Here is a 21,058-nt window from a genome sequence, read left to right as displayed (position 1 = left end):
CGGGGCCGTCAGGACGTCCGGGCGGCGGGGCCGTCAGGCGGTGCGGGCCGTCCCGGTGCCCTTCTCCGCGTCCAGCGCGTAGACGCAGCGGTCCTTGCTGCACGCGTACACGATGCCGTCCCGCACGACCGGTGAGCCGGTGATCTCGCCGCCGGTCGCCAGCTTCCAGCGCAGCCGGCCGTCGTCGGCCTTGAGCGTGTAGAGCAGGTGGTCGGTGGAGCCGAAGTGGATGCGGCCCTCGGCCACCGCGGGCGCCCCCACGATGTCTCCGCCCGCCTGGAAGCGCCACTTGGGCGTGCCGGTGACGGCGTCCAGGGTGTAGAGGCCCTTGCCGCTGCCCACGTGCACGTGACCGGCGGCCACCAGCACCGGGTCGGCGCAGGAGCGGGCCTCGGTGGCGATCCGCCAGCGGTCGCGGCCGTCGGTGGCGTCGAGGGCGTAGACGGTGCCGAGGTAGTCGGCGAGGTACACCCCGCCGCCGGTCACCGCCGGGCCCGGTACGAAGGCGGGCGGCGAGAGGAAGACCGCGGGGGCCTCGAAGTGCCAGCGCACGTGGCCGCCGGCGACCTCCAGGGCGATGACGCGGGTGCCCGCGGCGACGTAGACGTAGCCGTCGGACGCCTGTGTCAGGCGGACCGGCACCCCGCCGCAGGAGGCGGCGTCGCCGATCGGGTACGACCAGCGCTCCTCGCCGGTGCGGGCGTCCAGGGCGCGCAGCCGGGCGTCCTGCCAGACGTAGACCGTGCCCTCGTGGACCACGGCGCCCGCCTCGGCCGACTCGAAGTCGGTCTGGGCGCCGGTGATCTCCCAGAGCCGCTGCCCGCCCGCGGCCTCCCACGCCTGGACGCCGCCGCCCCGGGTGGCGGTGACGACCGTGCCGTGGTCGGCCTGGATCGAGTAGACCCAGGCGTCCGTCTGCAACCGCCACAGGTCGGAGCCCTCGCGGGCGTCCAGGGCGAAGAGGGTGGGCCCGTCGGAGGCGTGGATACGGCCGTCCGCGACCGCCATCGACCAGGCCACGTCCCGGGTCTTGAAACGGCGCCGCCCGGTGGCCACGTCCAGGGCGTGCACCTCGAAGGAGGTGACGTAGACCAGGTCGCCGTCGACCGACGGCGTGCCCCACACGTCGTTGGACATGCGGAAGCGCCAGGGGCGCCAGCCGGCCGGCGAGGCGGACTCCGGGGGTGCCGCCGGAACGGGCGGTACGGCGGGATCGGCGCCGTTGACGCCAGGGCGGGGCCGGGACCAGGAGGCGGCCAGGGCGGCCTCCGGCGGGGGCGCGGCGACGGCGGCGGCCCGCATGTCGGAGACGCGGGGGCCGGGGCCGATCGGCACCGGGGCGCCGGCCAGCCGCACCGGGCCGGTGTCGGGGACGGCGGGCAGCGGCGGGACGACGGGGTCGTGCGCGGGCGGCGGGGGCAGCGGCAGGGCGGGGCGGACGCCCTGCGGACCCCGGCCGCCGCCCGCGCCGCCGGGCCGGACCGGGGGCCGGCCGTTGCGGCGCTCCTCGATCAGGCCGACCGCGTGCTCGGGCAGCCAGGCGGAGGCGGTGCCGCTGTCGTCGGAGCCGGAGCCGAACAGGTGCGGGGCGAGCTGGGCCTGGAGGTCGGCCGGGTTGGGGCGGGCGGTCGCCTCCATCTGCATACACGCCTCGATGAGCGGGCGCAGCTCGTCCGGGAGCCCGTCGAGGTCGGGGCCCTCGCGCAGCAGCATGAACACCGTCTCGACCGGGTTGGCCCCGTGGAAGGGCGGGTGCCCGGTGGCGGCGAAGACCAGCATCGAGCCGAGCGAGAAGACGTCGCTGGCGCCGGTGACGCTGCGGGAGTCCTTCGCCTGCTCCGGGGACATGTAGGCGGGGGTGCCCACGGCGACGTTGGTCATCGTCAGCCGCGTGTTCGACACACCGGAGGCGATGCCGAAGTCGATCACCCGGGGGCCGTCCTCCACGACCAGGACGTTGGACGGCTTGAGGTCGCGGTGGACGAGTCCGGCGCCGTGGATCGACTGGAGCGCCTCGGCGACGCCCGCGGCCAGCCAGCGCACCGCCTGGGCCGGCATCGGGCCGCACTCGTTGACGATCTCCTCCAGGGAGGGCGCCGGGACGTAGGCGGTGGCCAGCCAGGGCACGGCGGCGCGGGGGTCGGCGTCGACCACGGCCGCGGTGTAGAAGCCGGAGACCGCGCGGGCCGCCTCCACCTCGCGGGTGAAGCGGACGCGGAAGAGCTGGTCCTCGGCCAGCTCCGTCCGGACCGTCTTGATCGCCACGCGCCGGCCCGACGCCGAGCGCGCGAGGTAGACCAGCCCCATACCGCCGGCCCCTAGCCTCCCCAGCACCTCGAACGGCCCGATGCGCCGCGGATCGTGCTGCGTGAGCTGATCCACCACTTGCCTGCCACCTCCCCGTACGAGCCGCGTCACCCACATCTGGACGCGACCGAAGTGCAGCGTCTCACCACCCCGCCGCCATCGCGGCACGCCCCCCGATTGTTCCTGTCCCGGGCGCTGCTGGCGAACCCCGGGACAATCCGGGTGTCTCGCCAGAATCCCGGGCGAAGGCCGGCACGGGGCGGAGGCGCGGGGGCGCTTCAGCGTTGCAGTACGGCGAAGGAGGCGCCCTGCCCGTCGGAGACCACGGCCACCCGCCCGTAGGACGTCTCGAACGGGGGGACCTGTACCCGTCCGCCGAGCCGGGCCGCCTCGCCGAGCGCGGCCTCGCAGTCGCGGACCAGGAAGTGGACGAGGAAGTGCGGCGGCATCTCGGCGGGGAAGACGTCCAGGACCCGCGCGCGGCCGACGACCGGTTCGGCGCCGGGACCGAAGAGGGCGTCGTGGAAGAGGTCACCGTAGAAGGCGTTGGCGGCGCCGGTGTCCCGGGTGTACAGCTCGGCCCAGACGAACGCCCCGGGCACCCGGCGCCTGCCGAAACCGGGGAAGGGGCGCAGCTCGGTGGTACGGGGGCGGGGGGCGCCGGCACGGGAGGGGGCGGCCTCGGCCGGCCGGGAGGGGGCGCCCTCGGTGGAGTCGGCCGGCTCGCCCGGGGGGCCACCGTTCTCGCCGGACGGGGCGCCTTCCGGAGGGCCGGGCGGGGCGCCTTCCCGAGGGCCGGCCTCGTCGCCGGGACCCCGTACCCGCCCGCCGAGCGGGTCGGCCTCCGCCGCCGGGCCGGGGGCCGGTCCCGCCTCCCACAGGGCGAAGACCGCGTTCTGCGGGTCCGTGACCAGGGCGGCCGTGCCCAGGTCGGCCACCGGGTGGGGCGGGGCGACGACGGTGCCGCCCGCCGCCCTGATCCGCCCGGCCAGGGCCACCGCGTCGTCGGCGGCGAAGTACACCGTCCACACGCTGGGCAGCCGCCCGTCCGTCTTGGGGACGAGCGCGGCGACCGGTTCGCCGTCCAGCAGCGCCCACACCGAGCGGTCCTCGCGGCCCGTCTCCTCGAAGGTCCACCCGAACAGCCCGCCGTAGAAACGCTTGCCCGCCTCGACGTCGGAGAGCTGCGCGTCCACCCAGCAGGGGACGCCTTCCGTATACGCGGACACCCTCTCCGCGGATGCACCTTTTTCGGCCATGCCGCCAACGTAGCGGTCTCCCCGGCACGCCGCAGACCAGGAACACCCCCCACATATCGCCCCCGCACCCCATTTGCAGTCGGCCGAATCGCGCTCCCACCCCCCGTCGGTAAGCTGACGGCATGACAGGACAAGTGCGTACCGTCGACGGCCGCGTGGCCGGTCGGCGTGGGCAGGCGACCCGGCAGAAGCTGCTCGACTGCCTCAGCGAGATGCTCCGTTCCTCTCCCTACCGGGATGTCAAGGTCATCGACGTCGCGCGCAAGGCCGGCACCTCCCCCGCGACCTTCTACCAGTACTTCCCGGACGTCGAAGGTGCCGTGCTGGAGCTGGCCGACGGCATGGCCGCCGAGAGCTCCGACCTCTCCGCACTGGTGGCCGGCCGCTCCTGGGCGGGCAAGGCCGGCTGGCAGACCGCCCAGGAACTCGTCGACGGGTTCCTGGAGTTCTGGCGGCACCACGACGCGATCCTGCGGGTCGTGGACCTGGGCGCGGCCGAGGGCGACAAGCGGTTCGCCAAGATCCGGATGAAGGTCCTCAACGCGGTGAACTCCTCCCTGTCGGAGGCGGTCGCCGAACTCCAGGCCAAGGGCCGGGTCGACCCGGACGTGAACCCGGCCGCCGTCGCCGGTTCGCTGGTCGTCATGCTCGCCGCCGCGGCCTCGCACCAGAAGGGCTTCTCCTCCTGGGGCGTCAAGCAGGCCGAACTCAAGCCCACCCTGGCGCTGTTGACCTACCTCGGCGTGACCGGGAGGAAGCCCACCCGGTAGCCCCGTCCCGCACCCGAGCGACGCCGCGGCAGCCTGTCATCCCTGCCCCACCGCACCGTCCCGCTCCCACCCTCCACGTCCTGTCCCGCAGGCGGTGGTCCACCCCGAGTGGGCCGCCGCCTGTCGTGCTTCCGGGCCCCCGGGCCCTTCCTCCCCCACCACCGAAGGAGACCGTGATGGCCCTCACCCGCGAAGAGCGCGAGGCGTTCCTGGCCGAGCCCCACATCGCCGCGCTCTCGGTCCACGCCGGGGCGGACCGCGCCCCGCTCTCCGTGCCGATCTGGTACCAGTACGCGCCCGGCGGCGAGGTCTGGATCATGACCGGGGCGGACAGCCGCAAGAACCGGCTGATCCAGGCCGCGGGCCGGTTCACCCTCCTGGTCGACCGGGTGACGCCCACCGTCCGCTACGTCTCGGTGGAGGGCCCGGTCGTCGAGACCGCCCCCTCCAGCACCGAGCGGCTGCGGGAGCTGTCCGCCCGGTACCTGCCGGCGGACAAGGTCGACGCCTACGTCACCGCCGCCGCGGCCGACCACGGCGAGCAGGTCGTGCTGCGGATGCGGCCCGAGCACTGGGTCTCCTCCGACCTCGGCTCGCTGTGACCCGGCCGGCGCGCTGTGATCCCGCCCGCCGAACCCGCGTCCGCGTGACAATCGGGGCATGGGAACCGATCTTGACGAGCTGCTGAGGTCGCTGCGCGTGTGGGACCCGGCCGTCACCGACCTGCCGCCCTTCGACCCGGCCACGGCGCCCGGCGATCCGCTGGAGCTGTTCACCCGCTGGTTCGCGGAGGCCGTCGCGGCCGGGGAACGCGAGCCGCACACCATGACGCTGGCCACCTCCGACGCCGGGGGCCGGGCCGATGCCCGGATCGTGATGCTGCACGGCGCCGGCGCGGACGGCTGGGCCTTCGCCTCGCACGCCGACAGCCGCAAGGGCGGCCAGCTCGCCGCCCGCCCGTACGCCTCGCTGGTCTTCTACTGGCCGGTGCTCGGCCGCGAGGTGCGGGTGCGCGGACCGGTGGCCGTCGCCCCCGCCGAGGCGGCGCGGGCCGGGCTGGGCGCCCGTTCGACCGGTGCCCTCGCCGCCGCGCTCACCGGCCGGCAGAGCGCGCCGCTCGGCTCCGCGCGGGAGCTGGCGCGGGCCTCGGAGGCGGCGTGGGAGCGGGCGGCCCGGGAGCCGGACGCGCCGGTGCCGTCCTGGACGCTGTACCAACTGCGCCCGGAGGAGGTGGAGTTCTTCCAGGGCGAGGCCCGCCGCCGCCACGTGCGCCTCGCCTACCGGCGCACCGGCGAGGGCCCCTGGGAGCGCGGGCTGCTGTGGCCGTGACCGGCGCTCAGGGCAGGGCGGGCGCCTCGGGCTCCTCGTCCACCGCCAGGCGGGCGTGCAGGTGGGCGTCCCGGAAGGCGTCCTGGCGGCCGGACTCGAAGAGGGCGCCGCGCAACGTGCCCTCGTAGCGGTACCCGCAGCGCTCGGCGACCTTGCAGGAGATCTCGTGCCCCACCGCGTGGCCCAGTTCCACGCGGTGCAGGCCGAGTTCGGCGAAGGCCCAGCGGGAGGCGAGGAGCAGGGCGCGGGTGGCGACGCCCCGGCCGCGGGCCTCGGGGAGCACCCAGTAGCCGACCCGGGCGAGCTTCATGGGGCGGTTGATCTCGTTGACGCCGATGTGCCCGAGCGCCGTGCCGCTCTCCGCGTCGGTGATCCGGAACGAGGCGGACCGCCCCTCCCCCGCGTCGAGCGCCCGCGCGCGCAGCGAACGGCGGGCCGCGTCCGGCCCGGTCAGCACCGTCAACGGGGTGTTCCAGCGCAGGAACTCGGGGTCCTGGAGGCCGCGCAGCCAGGTCCGCACGTCGGTGTCGGAACCGGCGTCCCAGGCGCACAGGCGCAGTCCGTGTCCGCGTGGCTCGGTCAGGGAGGGGGCGAGGGTGCGCATCGGTGTGTGGGCCATCCGCCCATTCAATCCGACCGGCCCGGCCGGGGGCCTCCGATCCCGCCCCGGAGGCCGGATCGCCGGCCGGGTACGGCCGACGGGGCGGGCGCGGGGGGCCGGGGCGGGCGCGGGGCGGCACGGGGACGGGGGCGGGGTGGGCGCGGGAGCCGGGAGGGCACGGGGGCCGGGAGGACCGATGCGGGGCGGTGGCGGGAGGCCATACGCAGGGACCGCGTACCGGGGTGCGCCAAAGGCCGTAGGACGGCACGAAAGCCTCGTACGGCGGGTGTTGGAGGACCGGCGGGACAGTCGTAACCGATTCGCAACCGATTTCGGTCTTGACCGATACCCATCAAACCGGTGCGATATTACGCTCGGCGCATGGCCGACTCCCCCGCCTCCGCCGAGCCCCCCTCCGCCCCGCCGCGGACCCCGCCCGCCGCGGACCGCCCCGTGTACGTCATCGGCGCGGGACCCGGCGGTCTCGCCGTCGCCCACGAGCTGCGCGCCCGGGGGCTGCGCGCCGTCGTCCTGGAGCGGGCCGACCGCGTCGGCGCCTCCTGGCGGCGCCACTACGACCGGCTCCGGCTGCACACCACCCGCCGCCTCTCCTCACTGCCCGGACTGCCGATGCCGCGCCGCTTCGGCCGCTGGCCGGCCCGCGACGACGTCGTGCGCTACCTGGAGAAGTACGCCGAGCACCACCAGTTGGAGATCGTCACCGGCGTCGAGGTCTCCCGCGTCGAGCCGCTGCCCGACGGCGGCTGGCTGCTGCGCGGCTCCGGGGGCCGCGAGCTGACCGGCGCCGCGGTCGTCGTCGCCACCGGTCACAACCACACCCCGCGGCTGCCCGACTGGCCCGGCCGCGACACGTACACCGGCGAGTTCCTGCACGCCGGCGACTACCGCAACGCGGCTCCGTACACGGGCCGGGACGTCCTCGTCGTGGGCGTCGGCAACACCGGCGCCGAGATCGCCGTGGACCTGGTAGAGGGCGGCGCCGCGCGGGTCCGGCTCGCGGTGCGCACCGCGCCGCACCTGCTGCGCCGCTCCACGGCGGGCTGGCCCTCCCAGTACACCGGCGTCCTGGTGCGGCGGCTGCCGGTCGGCCTGGTGGACCGGCTCGCCCGGCCGGTGGCCCGGATCAGCGTGCCCGACCTGTCGGCGTACGGGCTGCCGCGCCCCCGTACCGGCCTCTACAGCCGGGTCGCCGAGGGCGCGATCCCGGTACAGGACGCCGGGCTGATCGCCGCGGTGCGCTCGGGCCGGGTCGAGGTGGTGGCGGCCGTCGAGGGGTTCGAGGACGGCAAGGTGCTCCTCGCCGACGGCGAGCACATCGCCCCCGACGTCGTCCTCGCGGCCACCGGCTACCGCCGCGGGCTGGAGCCCCTGGTGGGCCACCTCGGGGTGCTCGACGACCGGGGCCGCCCGGCCGTGCGCGGGGGCCGCGCCCCCGACGGCGCCCCCGGGCTGTACTTCACCGGCTTCACCAACCCGATCAGCGGCATGCTGCGCGAGCTGGCGCTCGACGCGGAACGGATCGCGCGGGCCGTCGCCCGGCACGACGCCAAGGGCGGCTCGGGCCCCGTCTCCCGCCTCCCCCGCTGAGCCGCGTACCGCCCGCGCGGGGCCGGCGTCAGGCCGGCACGACCGCCGGGCGGCGGCGGACGACCAGGGCCATCAGGGCCGCCACCACGCACAGGGCCCCGGAGGCGTACCAGACGACGTCGTACGAGCGGCGGGCACGAAGTGCGTCTGGACCAGGCCGTCGGTGGAGCGCCGCACTTGGCGAAGGTGCCGGTGAGCGGCCAGACGAACGGCACCGCCGCGAGGGCGGCCTCGGACGGGCCCTCAGCGGCGCGGTTCAGGCCGCCAAGGCACGGACGAGCATCGTGCCCACAGCCTTGCCCTCTGGCGGGTCGATCAGAGACACGCGCACGTCGGAGAAGCCGTGCCCCGTCAGGATGCGCCTCCACTCATCCGGCGTGCGGTCGTGCCGCAGTCCGGCTCTGGGGGGCTTCGGCCCCTGGCCGCCCGGGGGCAAGTGCGAGAAGGCCAGCATGCCGCCCGGTGCCATGCGCGAGCGGATCAGCGGGAGCAAGGTGTCCGGATCGACGAACCACACGGCGCCAAAGACCGAGAGCACGACGTCGAATGTCTCGCCCGTCTCCTTCAGGAAGGCCGTCGCCTCCGCCGTATGGAATTCAAGGCCCGGCAGATCGCCCCAGCGCTCCAGCGCGACCGCCTTCCGGGCGGGGGCGATGTCCACCCCTCGGCCTGTCGCGCCCAGCGTCACGAGGTGCGCGAGGTTACCGCCGCTCCCCGAGCCGAGTTCCAGAACCCGACGCCCCGCCACGGGCCCCAGCAGGCTCTCGTTCGGCCCGTGATCGGCGTACTGGGTCCAGTTCAGCCAGGTGGTGTCACCCTTGGCGTTCACGGGCCTGCGTCGCTTGCTCCCGACCGCGTACCTGTCCCAGGACTCGGCCAATGACATGCGGTGATCCTTCCACCGGCTGACGGCTCAGAGTCTGACCGGAGCATCGACCAACCCGGACAGCCCGTTGTCTTTGGCTCTCACCGTCGACCGGAGCGTCGTCACCGGTACGTGGACGGGGCAGACGGCGGCTGACGGGTACTAGCGAGCCGCCCGGGGCCTCGGGCACTACCCCCCGGCAGTCCGGCGGGTGCCGTTCGTTGGGCGGACCGGCCGGAGGCCCCCCCCGGGAGGCACCCCCCGGAGCCCCCCGGCCCCCGTGCCGGTCCGTGACGGTTGTCCACAGGCTGTGGACGGCGGGTCGCCGGCCACACCCCCCGTTCGCCGACGGCGGCGCGGCGATGTCCGCCCCGAGCATGGCACCGCCCGCCGCCACCCGACTCCGGCGCTCCCGCCCCGGCTTCTCCCCGACCCCCCCGAGTCGTCCCCCGGGAGAAGCGACGCCGAATCACGACCCACACTCGTCGAGGGCTCCCGTCACCGAACCCTCGTCGTCCCCTCACGGCGAATCGTTGCCTACAGCGTGAGGAAATGGTCACGATCCGTCAACAGGACCTGAGGGATTCATCCTGTATGCCCGGTTGGTGCCCTGCGCGCACGGAAGCACACCCCGGCGCACCACAGCATCTCGCCGCGACAGAACGGGAGTCCGTGCCCCCCGGCGCACCGAGGGCCCCCGGGCGCGGGGCGCCTAGACCGCCTCGTACGCCAGACCGCCGTACGGCACGATGCCGGCGCCGCACGACGGGGGCGCGGACGTGCCCGCGGCGCGGTCGAGTTCGCACCAGACGCGCTTGCCGGCGCCCTCGCGGACCCAGCCCCAGCGGTCGGCGAGGCCCTCGACGAGGGCGAGGCCCCGGCCGCCGGTCGCGTCGCCGTTGGGACAACGGGGCGCCGGGGCACGGCCGCTGATGTCGTCGACTTCGAGGCGGACGGTGGCCCCGTCGGCCGCCTCGGCCGGCAGGTACAGCCGCAGCACGGCCGGACGGCCGGTGTGCACCACGGCGTTGGTGACGAGCTCCGAGACGAGCAGGGCCATCGTCTCGGCGAGCGACTCGTCCGCCGCTATCGCGGACACGGCGAGCCGGGAGCACGCCCACCTCCTCGCGCGCCCCACCTCTGCGGGGTCGGGCCGGATCTCCAGTTGCACTTGAAGCACCTGCACCGCTCACACCATCCGAACCGGCGGACATGAAGGCTCTCGCCTCATGAGGGCCACGATCGTAGCCATTCTCTGCATGGCCAGAACAAAGGCCGAGTCGGGGATCACGGACCGTGATCCCCCTGTGGGACAGCATGGTTGACGTACAGTCACGCCAACAAGCGCTTCGGGCATATTCCCGCGCGAAGGAGTACCCGTGCGGCATACTGTGCGACGCTCGCCGCGGGGAGTCGAACAGGTGGCGGAGAACGGCCGCTCCGCCCTGCGGGACAAGGCGTGTACCGCCGGTTCCGAAGCCGTCGCCACGGCCGCTCCGGCAGGGCCGGCGCTCGGGACCACTCGCATCCCACCCAAGGTACCGGAGCACGGCGGCGACTCCGGGCGGTGACGGGTCACGCGCCGGACACAACCCGGTATCGACGCTCCGTGACATCCGGATGCCACGATCCGTGACATCCGGCGGCGGGGCCGCCGCCGGAATGCCACCTTCGGCGACGCGCTATTCGGGGAGGGTGAAGTAGCGGGCGAAGGCCGGGACGACCTCCGCCTCCCCGATCCGCCCGTCGCCGTCGGCGTCGAGCCCCGCGGCGGCCGTGCGGGCGGCGTCGCCGGGGACGCCGAGGACGGTGAGCATGCGGGCGGTGTCCGCGACGGTGGCGGTGGTGCCGCCGTCCTCGGCGGCGACGCGCAGGGCCGCGCGCAGGAAGGGACGGGCGATCTCGCCGAACCGCTCCGGGCTGTCCCGCAGCCGCTTGACCGCGCCGGTGACGAACTCCTGCCGGGTGATGCGCTGGTCGCCGTCCCGGTCCGCGATGCCCGCCATGCCCTGCCAGAACGCCTCGGCGCCCTCGTAGAGCGCCTGGCCCCGGTCGGAGCGGGCGGCGACGCCGAACTCGGCGAGCAGCGCCTTGGCCGCGGTGCTGAAGTCCTGCCGGTCGATGCAGCCGTTGCCATCCTGGTCGAAGGTGGCGAAGCGCGCGGCGATCCGGCGCTCGTGATCGTTGCTGACCATGTCTTCTCTGGCCGCCTTACGTCGAGGTCGAAGGGTGATCTCGATCGGAGCGTACGACGCCGGGACGCGGCCTGCCGCATGATCGCGTCCCGTCCACCCGTGAGGGGCGGGCCCGGTCACACGCGGGGGTGCCGTCAGGCGGAGAGGGGGCGCGGTTCGTCGCCGGTGGCGGAGTCGAGGTCGGGGTGGACGTCGAAGAGACGGCGGACGCCGAGCGCGGCGAGGACCCGGTTGACGTGGGAGCCGTCGGCCGCTCCCCGGGCGGGCAGGATCAGGCGCAGCCGGCCCTGGCAGGACCGGATCAGCCGCCGCGACGCGATGAGGACGCCGACCCCGCTGGAATCGCAGAAGAGGACCTCCGTGAGGTCCAGGACGAGGCTGTGACGGCCCTCCGCCACCTCGCCGTGCACCCGCTGCCGCAGCACCGGTGACGTCACCAGGTCCAGTTCGCCCGACACCTGGAGCACGGCCCACTCGCCCCGCTCGCCGCCGGTCACGTTGAACGCCACCACCATGCCCTTCATTCGCCGGAACGTCCGGATTCACCCGAAACGGAAGCCATGGCTACGCTTCTTGGCCGCGCACCTGCCCACCGGCCGTTCCCGCAAACCCGGGGCAGAAAACGGACCCTGATCGAATATGGCTTGTTTCGTATGCTTTCGATGCACTTCAATCGAATCCGGTCACACGAGGGAGCGTAAGCGACCGTGCGGGGGTACTGGCAAGCGCCCCTATCACGGGGAGACCGCCAGGGGCGCGCATTGACACAAAGGGGCGTGCGCCGTCCCGCTCGCCCACTACATTCGGCAGTCGGCGGGAATCGCACGCCGGCCGGACCGAGCGGCGCGAACGTGACGAGCGGCACGAGCGTGACGAGCGGCACGAGCGTGACGAGCGGCACGACCAGGACGAGCCGGGGGTGAAGGGGCAGCATGGCGAAGAAGGAGACGCCGCCGCGCTGGGACCGCACGATGCAGCGGCGCCTGGCCCGCGGCGAGGCCGCCGCCCTCGGCGAGCTGTACGACAGGTTCGCCTCGCTCGTGCACGGGCTCGCCCACCGCGTCCTCGGCGACGAGGGGGCCGCCGACCGCATCACCCGCGACGTCTTCGCCCACGTCTGGGAGCACCCCGACACCTACGACCCCGCCGAGGGGCCGCTGCGCACCTGGATCGCCGGGCTCACCCACCGCCTGGCCGTGCAGCGGCTGCGCGCCACCGAGACCGCCGCCCTCGCCCGCGGCGGGCCCGGCACCACCGAGGAACTGGAGCACAAGGTGCGCCACGCCTCCGTCGCCGCCCGCGCCGACTACATCGTCCAGTCCATGCCGGCCCCGCTGCGCGCCGCCCTGGAGCTGGCCTACTTCCAGCGCCGCGACTACCGGCAGACCGCCGCCGACCTCGGCGTCACCGAGGACGAGGCCCGCCGCCGGCTCCGCCTGGGCCTGCAACTGCTCGCCACCGCCCGCGAGGCGGGCACCCCCGGGCCGCCGCCCGGCTACCGGGGCACCACCCCGCCCGGTTACGGGGGCGCGGCGTGAGCGGCGCGCACCGCGAGCACGGGGAGTACTGGGACCACGCGGACCACCACGGGCACCACGCGGACCACGCGGACCACCACGGGCATCACGCGGACCACTGGGAGCACGGGGACCACGCGGGCCACGGGGAGCACTGGGACCACGCGGACCACGGGGAGCACTGGGAGCACGGGAAGCGCGACGGCGCGGGAGCGCCCGGTCCCGCGCCCCGCGTCCCCCTGCCGCGCGCCTCCGCCGAGGACGGCGCCCGCCCGCTGCCCGCCGCCCCGGCGCCCGCCGCGCCGCCCGTCCTGGAGCACCACGTGCTGACCTCCCTCCTCGGAGCCTGGGCCCTGGCCGCCTGCTCCCCCGAGGAGGCCGCCGCCGTCGACGCGCACCTCGGCGACTGCGAGGGCTGCGCCGAGGAGGCGCTGCGCCTGCGCGAGGCGGTCGGGCTGCTCCAGCGGCCGGAGAGCCTCGACCTGGACCCGGCCCTGCGCACCCGCGTCCTCGACGGCTGTCTGGAGCGCCGCCCGCCGCGCGTCCCGGTCCCGGAGTGGGCCACTCCCTACGACGCCGAGACGGCCCGGCTGGACGCGCTGCTCCAGGACATCGGGGACACCGAGTGGCACGCGCCGGTGCGGCTGCGCTGGTTCGAGGCGGACGACGAGGCGAGCCGGCGCACCACCGTCGCCGGGGTGATCGCGCACCTGCTCACCGTCGACGGGCTGGTCGCCCTCGCCCTCGGCCTGCCCGACCCGCTGGAGGGGATCACCGCCCCGGTGCCGGAGCCCGCGAGCCGCACCGAGGCGTACTGGCGGGCGTCGGGCCTGCCGCCCACCCGCGCGGTGCGCCGGCCCTGGCGGGAGCAGAGCCACGACATCGTGCGGACGGCGGCCTTCACCGGCGGCCGGGGCGGCGCCACGGGCGGCAGGCCGGTCTCCTACGGCGGTTTCGCGCTGCCGTTGCGCGACGCGATGCTGGACCGGGCCTTCGAGTGCTGGGTGCACGCGGAGGACATCGCCGAGGCCGTCGACTACCCGTACGCGCCGCCCGCCCCGCGCCATCTGCACGGCATGATCGACCTCGCCGCGCGGATGCTGCCGACCGTGCTCGCGGCCCGCCGCCGGGAGGGGCCGGCCGCCACCGCGGCCCGCCGCCACCTGGTCCCCGCGGGTGCTCCGGGGCGCAGCCTGCGGCTGGAGATCGAGGGCTCGGGCGGCGGCGAGTGGCTCATCCCGCTGGACTCCCCGGGCGCGGTGGGCTCCGCCGACCACGAGGTGGCCCATGTCGCGCTGGACGGCGTGGAGTTCTGCCGGCTCGCCGCGGGGCACGTACCGCCGGCGGACGCGGCGGCGGGGCAGCTCGGCGACCGGGAGGCGATCCGGGACGTGCTGTTCGCGGCGGCGAGCCTGAGCCGGATGTAGTGGCACCGGCCCGCCGGGCCCCGTGCCCGCCAAGCCCCGTACGGCGTACGGGACGTCAGCCGAAGACCACCGTGCGGTGGCCGTTGAGCAGGATGCGCCGCTCGGCGTGCCACTTCACCGCCCGCGCCAGCGCCTGGCACTCCACGTCCCGCCCGATGGCGACCAGTTGGTCCGGGGTGACGTCGTGGCCGACCCGCTCCACCTCCTGCTCGATGATCGGCCCCTCGTCCAGGTCGGCCGTCACGTAGTGCGCGGTCGCGCCGATCAGCTTGACCCCGCGGGCGTGCGCCTGGTGGTAGGGCTTGGCGCCCTTGAAGCTCGGCAGGAAGGAGTGGTGGATGTTGATGATCCGCCCGTTGAGCTGCTTGCACAGGTCGTCGGAGAGGACCTGCATGTAGCGGGCGAGGACGACCAGTTCGACGCGCTCCTCGCGGACGATCTCCAGGAGCCGCGCCTCCGCCTCCGCCTTGGTGTCCCGGGTCACCGGCACGTGGTGGAAGGGGATGCCGTAGGTGCCCACCAGCTCGGCGAAGTCGGTGTGGTTGGAGACGACGGCGGCGATGTCGACCGGCAGGGCGCCGGTCCGGGCGCGGAAGAGCAGGTCGTTGAGGCAGTGGCCGAAGCGGCTGACCATGAGGACGACGCGCATCCGCTCCTCGGCCCGGTGGATCTGCCAGTCCATCCGGAAGGCGTCGCCGATGGCGGTGAAGCTGGCCCGCAGCTTGTCGACGGTGACCGGGGCGTCCGCGGAGAAGTGGACCCGCATGAAGAACAGTCCCGTGTCGTGGTCGCCGAACTGCTGGCTGTCCTCGATGTTGCAGCCCGTCATGAACAGGTAGCTGGAGACGGCGTGCACGATGCCCTGCTTGTCGGGGCAGGACAAGGTGAGGACGTACTGGTCGGCCGGGGCGGCGGCGGGCGCGGACTGCTCGTTCATGCAGGACAGGGTCCCACACCCGGCCGCCGCGCCGGGGGGTGTCTCCCCAGCCGGACCGGGTCGGGCGGACCGCTCGGGCGGACCCGTCAGGCGGACCGGGTCATGATGTGGAGGACTTCCAGGGTGCGCGGCTCCGTCTCCGGGTCCTCGCCGTCCCCGGTGGCGAGCCGTACGTGCGCGTCCCGGGCCGCGCGGACCGCCTCGGGCCAGTCCGGGTGGTCGAGGTATGCCTGCACCGGGGCGTCGGGCCCCACCTGGTGCATGATCCGCAGCACCCGCAGCACGGCGGTGTCGACGAGCGCCGCCTCCTGGGAGTCGCGGAAGATGGTGCCCACGTACTTCTCCGCCGACCAGTGGTCCAGCCAGGTGTCCTCCACCAGCCGGTACACCGCGTCGGTGACGTCCCCGTAGCCGTCCACGCCGGCCAGCCAGACGTCCCGCTGGAAGGCGGGGGTGGAGAGCATGTGCAGCGCGGAGCGCACCTGGCTGCGCCAGCGCCACCAGGGCATGTCGTTGAGTGGCATACCGCCCATGGTGGAGGAGCGACGGCCGCGACGGGAAGAGTTATCCGAACCTTGCACGGTCACCGATCGTACGTAGCGGCGGCCGGGCGCCCGCGCCGCCCCCGCTCTTCACCTCCGTGTCACCACACGTCGACCCGGTGTCACCTGCCGGTTGGCCATGTGGGGGAATCGTGCGGGTCCATGACCGGTAGGCAGCGCTTCCGCAGCATGTTCCTCCCCGGCCCCCGCCGCGCCGGGGGCCCCTCCGGCCCGTCCCGCCGCCTCACCGCCGCGGGCGCGCTGGCGGCGAGCGCCGCGCTCACCGCCGGCTGCGGGGTCGTCCCCGGGACCACGGGGGGAGTCGGGGACACCCCGGTCACCGTGATGACCTGGGCTCCGCAGGAGACCAACGCGACCAACAAGCCCGGCATGCCCGCCCTCGCCCGTGCCTACGGCCGCTGGGTCAACGCCCACGGCGGCCTCGCCGGACGCCCGCTGAACGTGCTGACCTGCAACGTCCGCAACGACGGGGTCTCCGCCGCCCGGTGCGCCCGCGAGGCCGTCAAACAGGGCGCGGTCGCCGTGGTGGGCTCCTACAGCCAGCACGCCGACTCCTTCCTGCCGGTGCTGGAGGGCGCCGGCATCCCGTACATCGGCGGCTACGGCATCACCAACGCCGAGTTCACCAGCCCCCTGTCCTACCCGGTCAACGGCGGGCAGCCCGCGCTGCTCGCCGGTCTGGGCAGCGCGCTCGCCGAGTCCTGCGGGCCGGTCGCGCTGGTACGCCCCGACACCCTCGCGGGCGACCAACTGCCCCCGCTGCTCGACGCCGGGCTGACCGCGGGCGGGCACGCGGCGGCCCACGACCAGCTCGCGCGGGAGGACGCCACCGAGTACGAGGGCCAGTCCGGCGCGGCGCTGCGGGCGGCCTCGGCCGATCCGGCCTCCACCGGGTGCGTGGTGCCGGCGCTCGGGGACCGCACCGGCACCTTCATGGACTCCTTCCGGCGGGCCCGCCAGGACCACCCCAAGGTGCGGACGGCGACCGTGCTCGGCAGCGTCGACCAGTCGACGCTCAACACCTCGGGCGGCGCGTCGGGGCCCTACGAGGGCGCGTACGTCACCGGCTGGTACCCGGCGGTGGACGACCCGGGCTGGGACACGATGAAGGAGGTGATCCAGGAGGAGGCGTTCGGCGACAACACCGTCGACCCGGCGGACGCCGGGGTGCAGACCACGTGGATCGCCTACACCGTCCTGCGCGGCATCGTCGAGTCCCTCGGCTCCCCCGAGGACGGGGTGAGCGCCTCCGCCCTCACCCGCGCGCTCAACGGCGGTCTGACGGTGGGCACCGGCGGGCTGACGCCGAAGCTGCGGTGGCTGTTCCAGGACAAGCTGGCCTCGGTCGGCTTCCCGCGGCTGGTCAACGCCGAGGTCACCCTGCACGTCGTCCGCGAGGGCCGGCTGGTCTCGGCCCGGGAGGGCACCGTCGACACGACGCCGATCCTGCGCAACGCCCGGGTCCGCTGACCCCGGCGGGGGCCGGAGCCGGGCGGGCCGGAGCCGGGTGGGTCAGAGCTGGGTGGGCTGGCGCTCGGTGAGGCCGTACTGCTTGGCGATGGCGTTCCACAACGTGGCGGCCTTGGCCTTCTCGGCGGTGGCCGTGCCGCTCTCCCGGTTGCCCGCCTGCGTCTCGGAGGTGGTGCGGGCCTTGCCCTTCTTGCAGCCCTTCTTGCCGGCCGTCTGGTCGGCCCAGGCCGCGTAGTGGTTGTCGGCCGCCTCCGAGGCGTGCCACGCCTTGGTGAGCGCGTCGGTCAGCTCCGCGTGCCGGGGCAGCTTGTCCACCGAGAGCTCGGCGAGGCTGGTGATCAGCCCGGCCCGCTGCTCGGCGGCGTCGCGCAGGTCCTCGGCGGCCTGCTCCAGGTTGTCGCAGGACTTCACGTCGGCCACGGCCTGGATCACCGTGGCGCGGCTGCTGCCGCTGTCGGCGAGGAGCTTGTCCAGCGCCTCGGCCTGTTCCCGGGCCGGGTCGGCGGGCGGCTCGGACGGGGCGGGGCTCTCGGCTTCCTCGGTGACGGGCGCGGTGGCGGAGACCGGCCGGCCGTCGGCCCGGTCGTCGCCGCCCCCGGCCATCAGGGCGCCCGCGCCGACCCCGACGACGGCGAGGCCGACGCCGACGGCCGCGAAGAGCGGGACGCGCGAGCCGGTACGGCCACCGCCGCCCCGTCCGCCGTCGCCGCCTCCGCGTCTGCGGCTTCCTCCGCCGCCGCCGCGGCCCGGGGGACGGCCGGAGCGGCCGGCCGGCGGCACGGCGTGGGGCGCGTCCATGACCGGCATCTGCTGGGTGGAGGAGGAGACGCCGTCGGCGCCGGGAGCGCCGCGGAAGAGGTTGTCGAACTCGGCGGGCGGCTGCCGGTCCTCCTCGCCGTAGGCGGGGCCGCCGGGGACGGGCGGTATGTACTGCGTGGCCTCGGCGTCGGAGCCGCCCTGCGGGGCCGGTCCGGGCGGGACCGGCGGGATGTACTGGGTCGCGTCGGCGTCCGCTCCGGCGGGCTGCTCGGGGGGCAGCGCCCCCGGTCCGACGGGGGGTATGTACTGCGTCGCCCCCTCGTCGGACATCGGCACCGGCGGCAGGAACTGGGTGGCGCCCTCGTCGGCCGGGGGCGGCGGCGTGGCGGGCCCGCCGTGGTGACCGGGACCTCCGTGGTGACCGGGCCCGCCGTGCCGGCCGTGTGCGTCGTGCCGCGGGTACGAGGGCGGGGTGCCGTAGGCCGGTGCCCCGTAGCCGGGGGCGCCCGCGCTCTCCGGGGGCAGCGGGCCCGGGGACGCCTGGGGCGGCGGGGGCGCGGACCACGCCTGCGCGCCGATCTCGGGGGCTCCCCAGGGCTGGGCGTCGGGCGGGGTGGACCAGCCCTGGCCGGCGGGGGCCTGCTGGGGCTGCGCGGGCCCCCACGGCTGGTCCCAGGTCTGGCCGCCGGGCGGCGCCGAGGCGGGGGCGGGCGGGCCGGCCTGCGGACCGGCGGGCCCGCCGGCCGAGCCCGGCAGCAGGGGCTCGCCACCGTCCGAGGGCAGCACGATGCCTTCGTGCGCGTGCCGCGCCGAGGGCTCCTCGCCCTGTCCGCTCTGCGTCACCGGGACTCCTGTGCGTGGGGGACCGTTCGAAATCGTCGGCTCACGCTACCGGTACCCCGGGCCCCCTGGCACGCCGCACCGGGCCTCCTCCTCTTCCCTGTGACAGCAGTAACAAAACCGGGCCGCGGCACGCTGTTGTTCCCCCTTTCGGCCGCCCACCGCGCCGCGTGCCGCGCGTTCATCCGCCGTCCGCCCGAGGTTCACGCCGCCACGGGAAGATCGAGCCGGGCCCCGAACTCCCGTACCACCGCCTCCTCTCCGTACGGCTCCAGCCGCTGGCGGAAGTCCTCCAGGTACTCCACGCCGCGCTGCGAGCGCAGTCCCTCCAGGAGGTCCACCGCCTTCAGCGCGGTGTGGCACGCCTGCTCGATCTCGCGCTGCTGCACCTGCGCGGTGGCCAGCAGGACCTGCCCGATGGCCCGGCGCCGGGCCCGCGTGGCGGGGTGCCCGTCCAGGGCCTCCTGGGCACACCGGGCCGCCGCGTCGGCCTGCCCGAGGTCGCGGTGGCAGTGCGCCAACTCGTCGGCGAGGTAAGCCTCGTCGAAGTGGGCGATCCACGCCGGGTCGTCCCCGGAGCCCGCGTCGGCGGCCTCCAGCGCGTCGACGGCCCGGCCCGCGCAGGTCTGCGCCGCTCTCGCGTCGCCGAGCAGCGCGTGGCCGCGCGCCTCGGCGGCGTGGAACATCGACTCGGCCCGCGGGGTGACCCGCCCGCGCGCGCCCTCCTGCGCGGCCCGCGCCAACTGGGCGATCTCCCGCGGGTTCCCGAGCTGGGCGGCCAGGTGGCTCATGGACGCGGCGAGCACATAGCCGCCGTAGCCGCGGTCGCCGGCCGCCTGCGCGAGCCGCAGGGACTGGATGTAGTACCGCTGCGCCAGGCCCGGTTGGCCGGTGTCGACGGCCATGTACCCGGCCAGCTCGGTCAACCGGGCGACCCCGGCGAACAACTCCCGCCCGACGGCCTCCCGGTAGGAGCCCGCCAGTAACCCGGAGACGACGCTGTTGAGGTAGTGCACGACCACCGGGCGCACGTGCCCGCTGCCGTGCTCGTGGTCGAGGTCCACCAGCGCCTGGGTCATGGCGCGTACGGCGGCCACGTCGGAACGGCCCACGCGCGGCCCGGCCGACCGCGACACCTGCGGGTCGGGCGCGGAGATCAGCCAGTCGCGGCTGGGCTCGACCAGTGCCGAGGCGGCGACCGAGGAACCGGCGAGGAAGTCCCGCCGGCCCACGTCGCTGCGCCACAACTCGCAGACCTGCTCGATGGCTCCCAGTACCGTCGGCGAGAACTGGAGGCCGACGCCCGACGCGAGGTTCTTGCCGTTGGCCATGCCGATCTCGTCGATCGTGACCGTCCGGCCGAGCTTGCGTCCGAGCGCCTCGGCGATGATCGCCGGTGCCCTGCCGCGCGGTTGCTGTCCGCGCAGCCAGCGGGCCACCGACGTCTTGTCGTACCGCAGGTCGAGTCCGTGCTCGACCCCGCACATGTTGACGCGGCGGGCCAGGCCCGCGTTCGAGCAGCCCGCTTCCTGAATGAGCGCCTGCAGCCGTTCGTTGGGCTGCCGCGCGACGAGAGGCCTTGCGGCCATGGCGTACCCCCATGCTGTCTCGGCGGAACGAAAAGATCCGGCCGGGAAGATCAATGCCCCGTCGATGTGCCGACAATGCCAGACTTGCCAGGATTGCCGGGGTAACGGCCGGCGCCGGCCCCAGACCTGGCTACCCAGCTCCCACCACGGAACCTCCCGCGCGCCCCCGTGAATGCATCGGTGCGCCCTGGGACCGGGCCGGTGCTCCTCCCCCGCGCACCGGCCCCGACCTGCGACGACGGCCCTCGGAACGCCGGGCGGGTCCGGCCGCGCGGCCAGATCGGTGGGCGGGGCGTAACCCGGCGTGAACAAGGGAGTTGAGCTTCGCGTGGAAGAGACTCTCGCGTCGGCCGAGGCCGCCCAGATTCCGCAGCAGCGCGGGGCATCGCTGCTGGAGACCGCCGCTCGTTACGCCGAGGAACGCCACTGGGAGGTGGTCCCCGGCGCCTGGCTGGAGACCACCGACGGGGTGCCGCACTGCTCGTGCGGGGACCCGGCGTGCGCCGCCCCGGGCGCGCACCCGGCGCGCGAGGACTGGGCCGCGCAGGCGACCGGCAGCGTGAGCACCGTGCGCCGGATGTGGCAGGCGCGGCCGGCGGCCTCGATCCTGCTGCCGACGGGACGGGCCTTCGACGCGCTGGACGTGCCGGAGACGGCCGGGTTCCTCGCGCTCGCGCGGATGGAGCGGATGGAGCTGGCGCTCGGCCCGGTGACGCTGGCCCCCGACCGCCGGATGCGGTTCTTCGTCCTGCCGGGGGCCGCGGCGAAACTGGCCGACCTGGTGCGCGGGGTGGGCTGGTCGCCGTCCTCCCTGGACCTGACCGCGCTCGGCGAGGGCGGGTACGTCGCCGCCCCGCCCACCCGGTACGGGACGCGCGGCGCCGTGCTCTGGGCCCGCCGGCCCACCCCGGCCAACCGGTGGCTGCCGGACGCCGAGGAACTGGTCCCCTCGCTCGCCTACGCCTGCGGACGGGACCGGTAGCCGGACGCCCGCGCCCGGTCGGGGGCACCCGTGTCCGCGT

At 75.2% G+C, this 21,058-nt stretch carries 19 protein-coding genes and 1 pseudogene; 9 read left to right on the top strand and 11 right to left on the bottom strand.

What is annotated here, in order from left to right:
* Positions 1 to 33: 33 nt before the first annotated feature.
* Together J5Y05_RS23150 and J5Y05_RS31985 are read right to left on the bottom strand one after the other, a co-directional pair.
* Positions 34 to 2,385 (bottom strand): serine/threonine-protein kinase, encoded by a 2,352-nt coding sequence (locus J5Y05_RS23150; RefSeq protein WP_210874984.1) that lies wholly within the window; start codon positions 2,383 to 2,385, stop codon positions 34 to 36.
* Positions 2,386 to 2,585: 200 nt separating this feature from the next.
* Entirely contained in the window at positions 2,586 to 3,566 is a 981-nt protein-coding gene (locus tag J5Y05_RS31985; protein WP_247615183.1) for a VOC family protein, read from the bottom strand.
* Between the two features lie 134 nt (positions 3,567 to 3,700).
* On the opposite strand from J5Y05_RS31985, the gene J5Y05_RS23135 reads away from it, so the two are divergent.
* The 3 genes from J5Y05_RS23135 to J5Y05_RS23125 all read left to right on the top strand — a co-directional run bounded on the left by J5Y05_RS23135 (position 3,701) and on the right by J5Y05_RS23125 (position 5,665).
* Positions 3,701 to 4,336 (top strand): TetR family transcriptional regulator, encoded by a 636-nt coding sequence (locus tag J5Y05_RS23135; RefSeq protein WP_210875205.1) that lies wholly within the window; start codon positions 3,701 to 3,703, stop codon positions 4,334 to 4,336.
* A 176-nt stretch (positions 4,337 to 4,512) separates the two neighbouring features.
* The gene (locus J5Y05_RS23130) at positions 4,513 to 4,938 is read left to right on the top strand and encodes a pyridoxamine 5'-phosphate oxidase family protein (RefSeq protein ID WP_210874983.1); all 426 of its coding nucleotides are present in this window, start codon (positions 4,513 to 4,515) and stop codon (positions 4,936 to 4,938) included.
* A 58-nt stretch (positions 4,939 to 4,996) separates the two neighbouring features.
* Positions 4,997 to 5,665: a pyridoxine/pyridoxamine 5'-phosphate oxidase gene (locus tag J5Y05_RS23125; protein WP_210874982.1), complete on the top strand. Its 669-nt coding sequence runs from the start codon at positions 4,997 to 4,999 to the stop codon at positions 5,663 to 5,665.
* A 7-nt stretch (positions 5,666 to 5,672) separates the two neighbouring features.
* Here the strand turns inward: J5Y05_RS23125 and J5Y05_RS23120 are convergent, their stop codons facing one another.
* Positions 5,673 to 6,284: a GNAT family N-acetyltransferase gene (locus J5Y05_RS23120; RefSeq protein WP_210874981.1), complete on the bottom strand. Its 612-nt coding sequence runs from the start codon at positions 6,282 to 6,284 to the stop codon at positions 5,673 to 5,675.
* Positions 6,285 to 6,647: 363 nt separating this feature from the next.
* Between J5Y05_RS23120 and J5Y05_RS23115 the strand changes: the two genes are divergently transcribed.
* Positions 6,648 to 7,874, top strand: a complete 1,227-nt coding sequence (locus J5Y05_RS23115) for a flavin-containing monooxygenase (RefSeq protein ID WP_210874980.1) — start codon at positions 6,648 to 6,650, stop codon at positions 7,872 to 7,874.
* Between the two features lie 256 nt (positions 7,875 to 8,130).
* Here J5Y05_RS23115 and J5Y05_RS23110 read toward each other — a convergent pair whose 3' ends face one another.
* Positions 8,131 to 8,760, bottom strand: a complete 630-nt coding sequence (locus J5Y05_RS23110) for a class I SAM-dependent methyltransferase (RefSeq protein ID WP_210874979.1) — start codon at positions 8,758 to 8,760, stop codon at positions 8,131 to 8,133.
* Between the two features lie 13 nt (positions 8,761 to 8,773).
* Between J5Y05_RS23110 and J5Y05_RS32665 the strand changes: the two are divergent.
* Positions 8,774 to 8,902 (top strand): annotated as a pseudogene (locus tag J5Y05_RS32665) (XRE family transcriptional regulator); the annotation flags it as partial.
* A 549-nt stretch (positions 8,903 to 9,451) separates the two neighbouring features.
* On the opposite strand, the gene J5Y05_RS23105 reads toward J5Y05_RS32665, so the two are convergent.
* The 3 genes from J5Y05_RS23105 to J5Y05_RS23095 all read right to left on the bottom strand — a co-directional run bounded on the left by J5Y05_RS23105 (position 9,452) and on the right by J5Y05_RS23095 (position 11,449).
* Positions 9,452 to 9,910, bottom strand: a complete 459-nt coding sequence (locus tag J5Y05_RS23105; protein ID WP_210875204.1) for an ATP-binding protein — start codon at positions 9,908 to 9,910, stop codon at positions 9,452 to 9,454.
* A gap of 511 nt (positions 9,911 to 10,421) precedes the next feature.
* The gene (locus J5Y05_RS23100; RefSeq protein WP_210874978.1) at positions 10,422 to 10,934 is read right to left on the bottom strand and encodes an EF-hand domain-containing protein; all 513 of its coding nucleotides are present in this window, start codon (positions 10,932 to 10,934) and stop codon (positions 10,422 to 10,424) included.
* A 134-nt stretch (positions 10,935 to 11,068) separates the two neighbouring features.
* Positions 11,069 to 11,449 (bottom strand): STAS domain-containing protein, encoded by a 381-nt coding sequence (locus J5Y05_RS23095; RefSeq protein WP_210875203.1) that lies wholly within the window; start codon positions 11,447 to 11,449, stop codon positions 11,069 to 11,071.
* Positions 11,450 to 11,866: 417 nt separating this feature from the next.
* On the opposite strand from J5Y05_RS23095, the gene J5Y05_RS23090 reads away from it, so the two are divergent.
* Positions 11,867 to 12,472, top strand: a complete 606-nt coding sequence (locus J5Y05_RS23090) for an RNA polymerase sigma factor (protein WP_210874977.1) — start codon at positions 11,867 to 11,869, stop codon at positions 12,470 to 12,472.
* A complete protein-coding gene (locus J5Y05_RS23085; RefSeq protein ID WP_307854050.1) occupies positions 12,469 to 13,878 on the top strand; it encodes a zf-HC2 domain-containing protein in 1,410 nt (469 codons plus the stop codon). Before J5Y05_RS23090 ends, J5Y05_RS23085 begins: the two co-directional genes overlap by 4 nt.
* 55 nt (positions 13,879 to 13,933) lie before the next feature.
* On the opposite strand, the gene purU is transcribed toward J5Y05_RS23085, so the two are convergent.
* Together purU and J5Y05_RS23075 are read right to left on the bottom strand one after the other, a co-directional pair.
* Positions 13,934 to 14,815, bottom strand: a complete 882-nt coding sequence (purU, locus tag J5Y05_RS23080; protein ID WP_210874976.1) for a formyltetrahydrofolate deformylase — start codon at positions 14,813 to 14,815, stop codon at positions 13,934 to 13,936.
* Between the two features lie 86 nt (positions 14,816 to 14,901).
* A complete protein-coding gene (locus J5Y05_RS23075; protein WP_210874975.1) occupies positions 14,902 to 15,348 on the bottom strand; it encodes an SCO4402 family protein in 447 nt (148 codons plus the stop codon).
* A gap of 171 nt (positions 15,349 to 15,519) precedes the next feature.
* Between J5Y05_RS23075 and J5Y05_RS23070 the strand changes: the two genes are divergently transcribed.
* Positions 15,520 to 16,848 (top strand): ABC transporter substrate-binding protein, encoded by a 1,329-nt coding sequence (locus tag J5Y05_RS23070; RefSeq protein ID WP_210874974.1) that lies wholly within the window; start codon positions 15,520 to 15,522, stop codon positions 16,846 to 16,848.
* A 42-nt stretch (positions 16,849 to 16,890) separates the two neighbouring features.
* Here J5Y05_RS23070 and J5Y05_RS23065 read toward each other — a convergent pair whose 3' ends face one another.
* Together J5Y05_RS23065 and J5Y05_RS23060 are read right to left on the bottom strand one after the other, a co-directional pair.
* Entirely contained in the window at positions 16,891 to 18,450 is a 1,560-nt protein-coding gene (locus tag J5Y05_RS23065) for a hypothetical protein (protein WP_210874973.1), read from the bottom strand.
* A 200-nt stretch (positions 18,451 to 18,650) separates the two neighbouring features.
* The gene (locus J5Y05_RS23060; protein WP_210874972.1) at positions 18,651 to 20,036 is read right to left on the bottom strand and encodes an NsdA family TPR-like regulatory protein; all 1,386 of its coding nucleotides are present in this window, start codon (positions 20,034 to 20,036) and stop codon (positions 18,651 to 18,653) included.
* A 328-nt stretch (positions 20,037 to 20,364) separates the two neighbouring features.
* Between J5Y05_RS23060 and J5Y05_RS23055 the strand changes: the two genes are divergently transcribed.
* Positions 20,365 to 21,018: a bifunctional DNA primase/polymerase gene (locus tag J5Y05_RS23055; RefSeq protein WP_210874971.1), complete on the top strand. Its 654-nt coding sequence runs from the start codon at positions 20,365 to 20,367 to the stop codon at positions 21,016 to 21,018.
* The last annotated feature ends 40 nt before the right edge of the window (positions 21,019 to 21,058 follow it).

This window comes from Streptomyces tagetis, from assembly GCF_018069565.1.
Classification (GTDB): domain Bacteria; phylum Actinomycetota; class Actinomycetes; order Streptomycetales; family Streptomycetaceae; genus Streptomyces; species Streptomyces tagetis.
The sequence above is the reverse complement of the archived record's forward strand: the minus strand, read 5'-3'. Positions and strand labels throughout refer to the sequence as shown.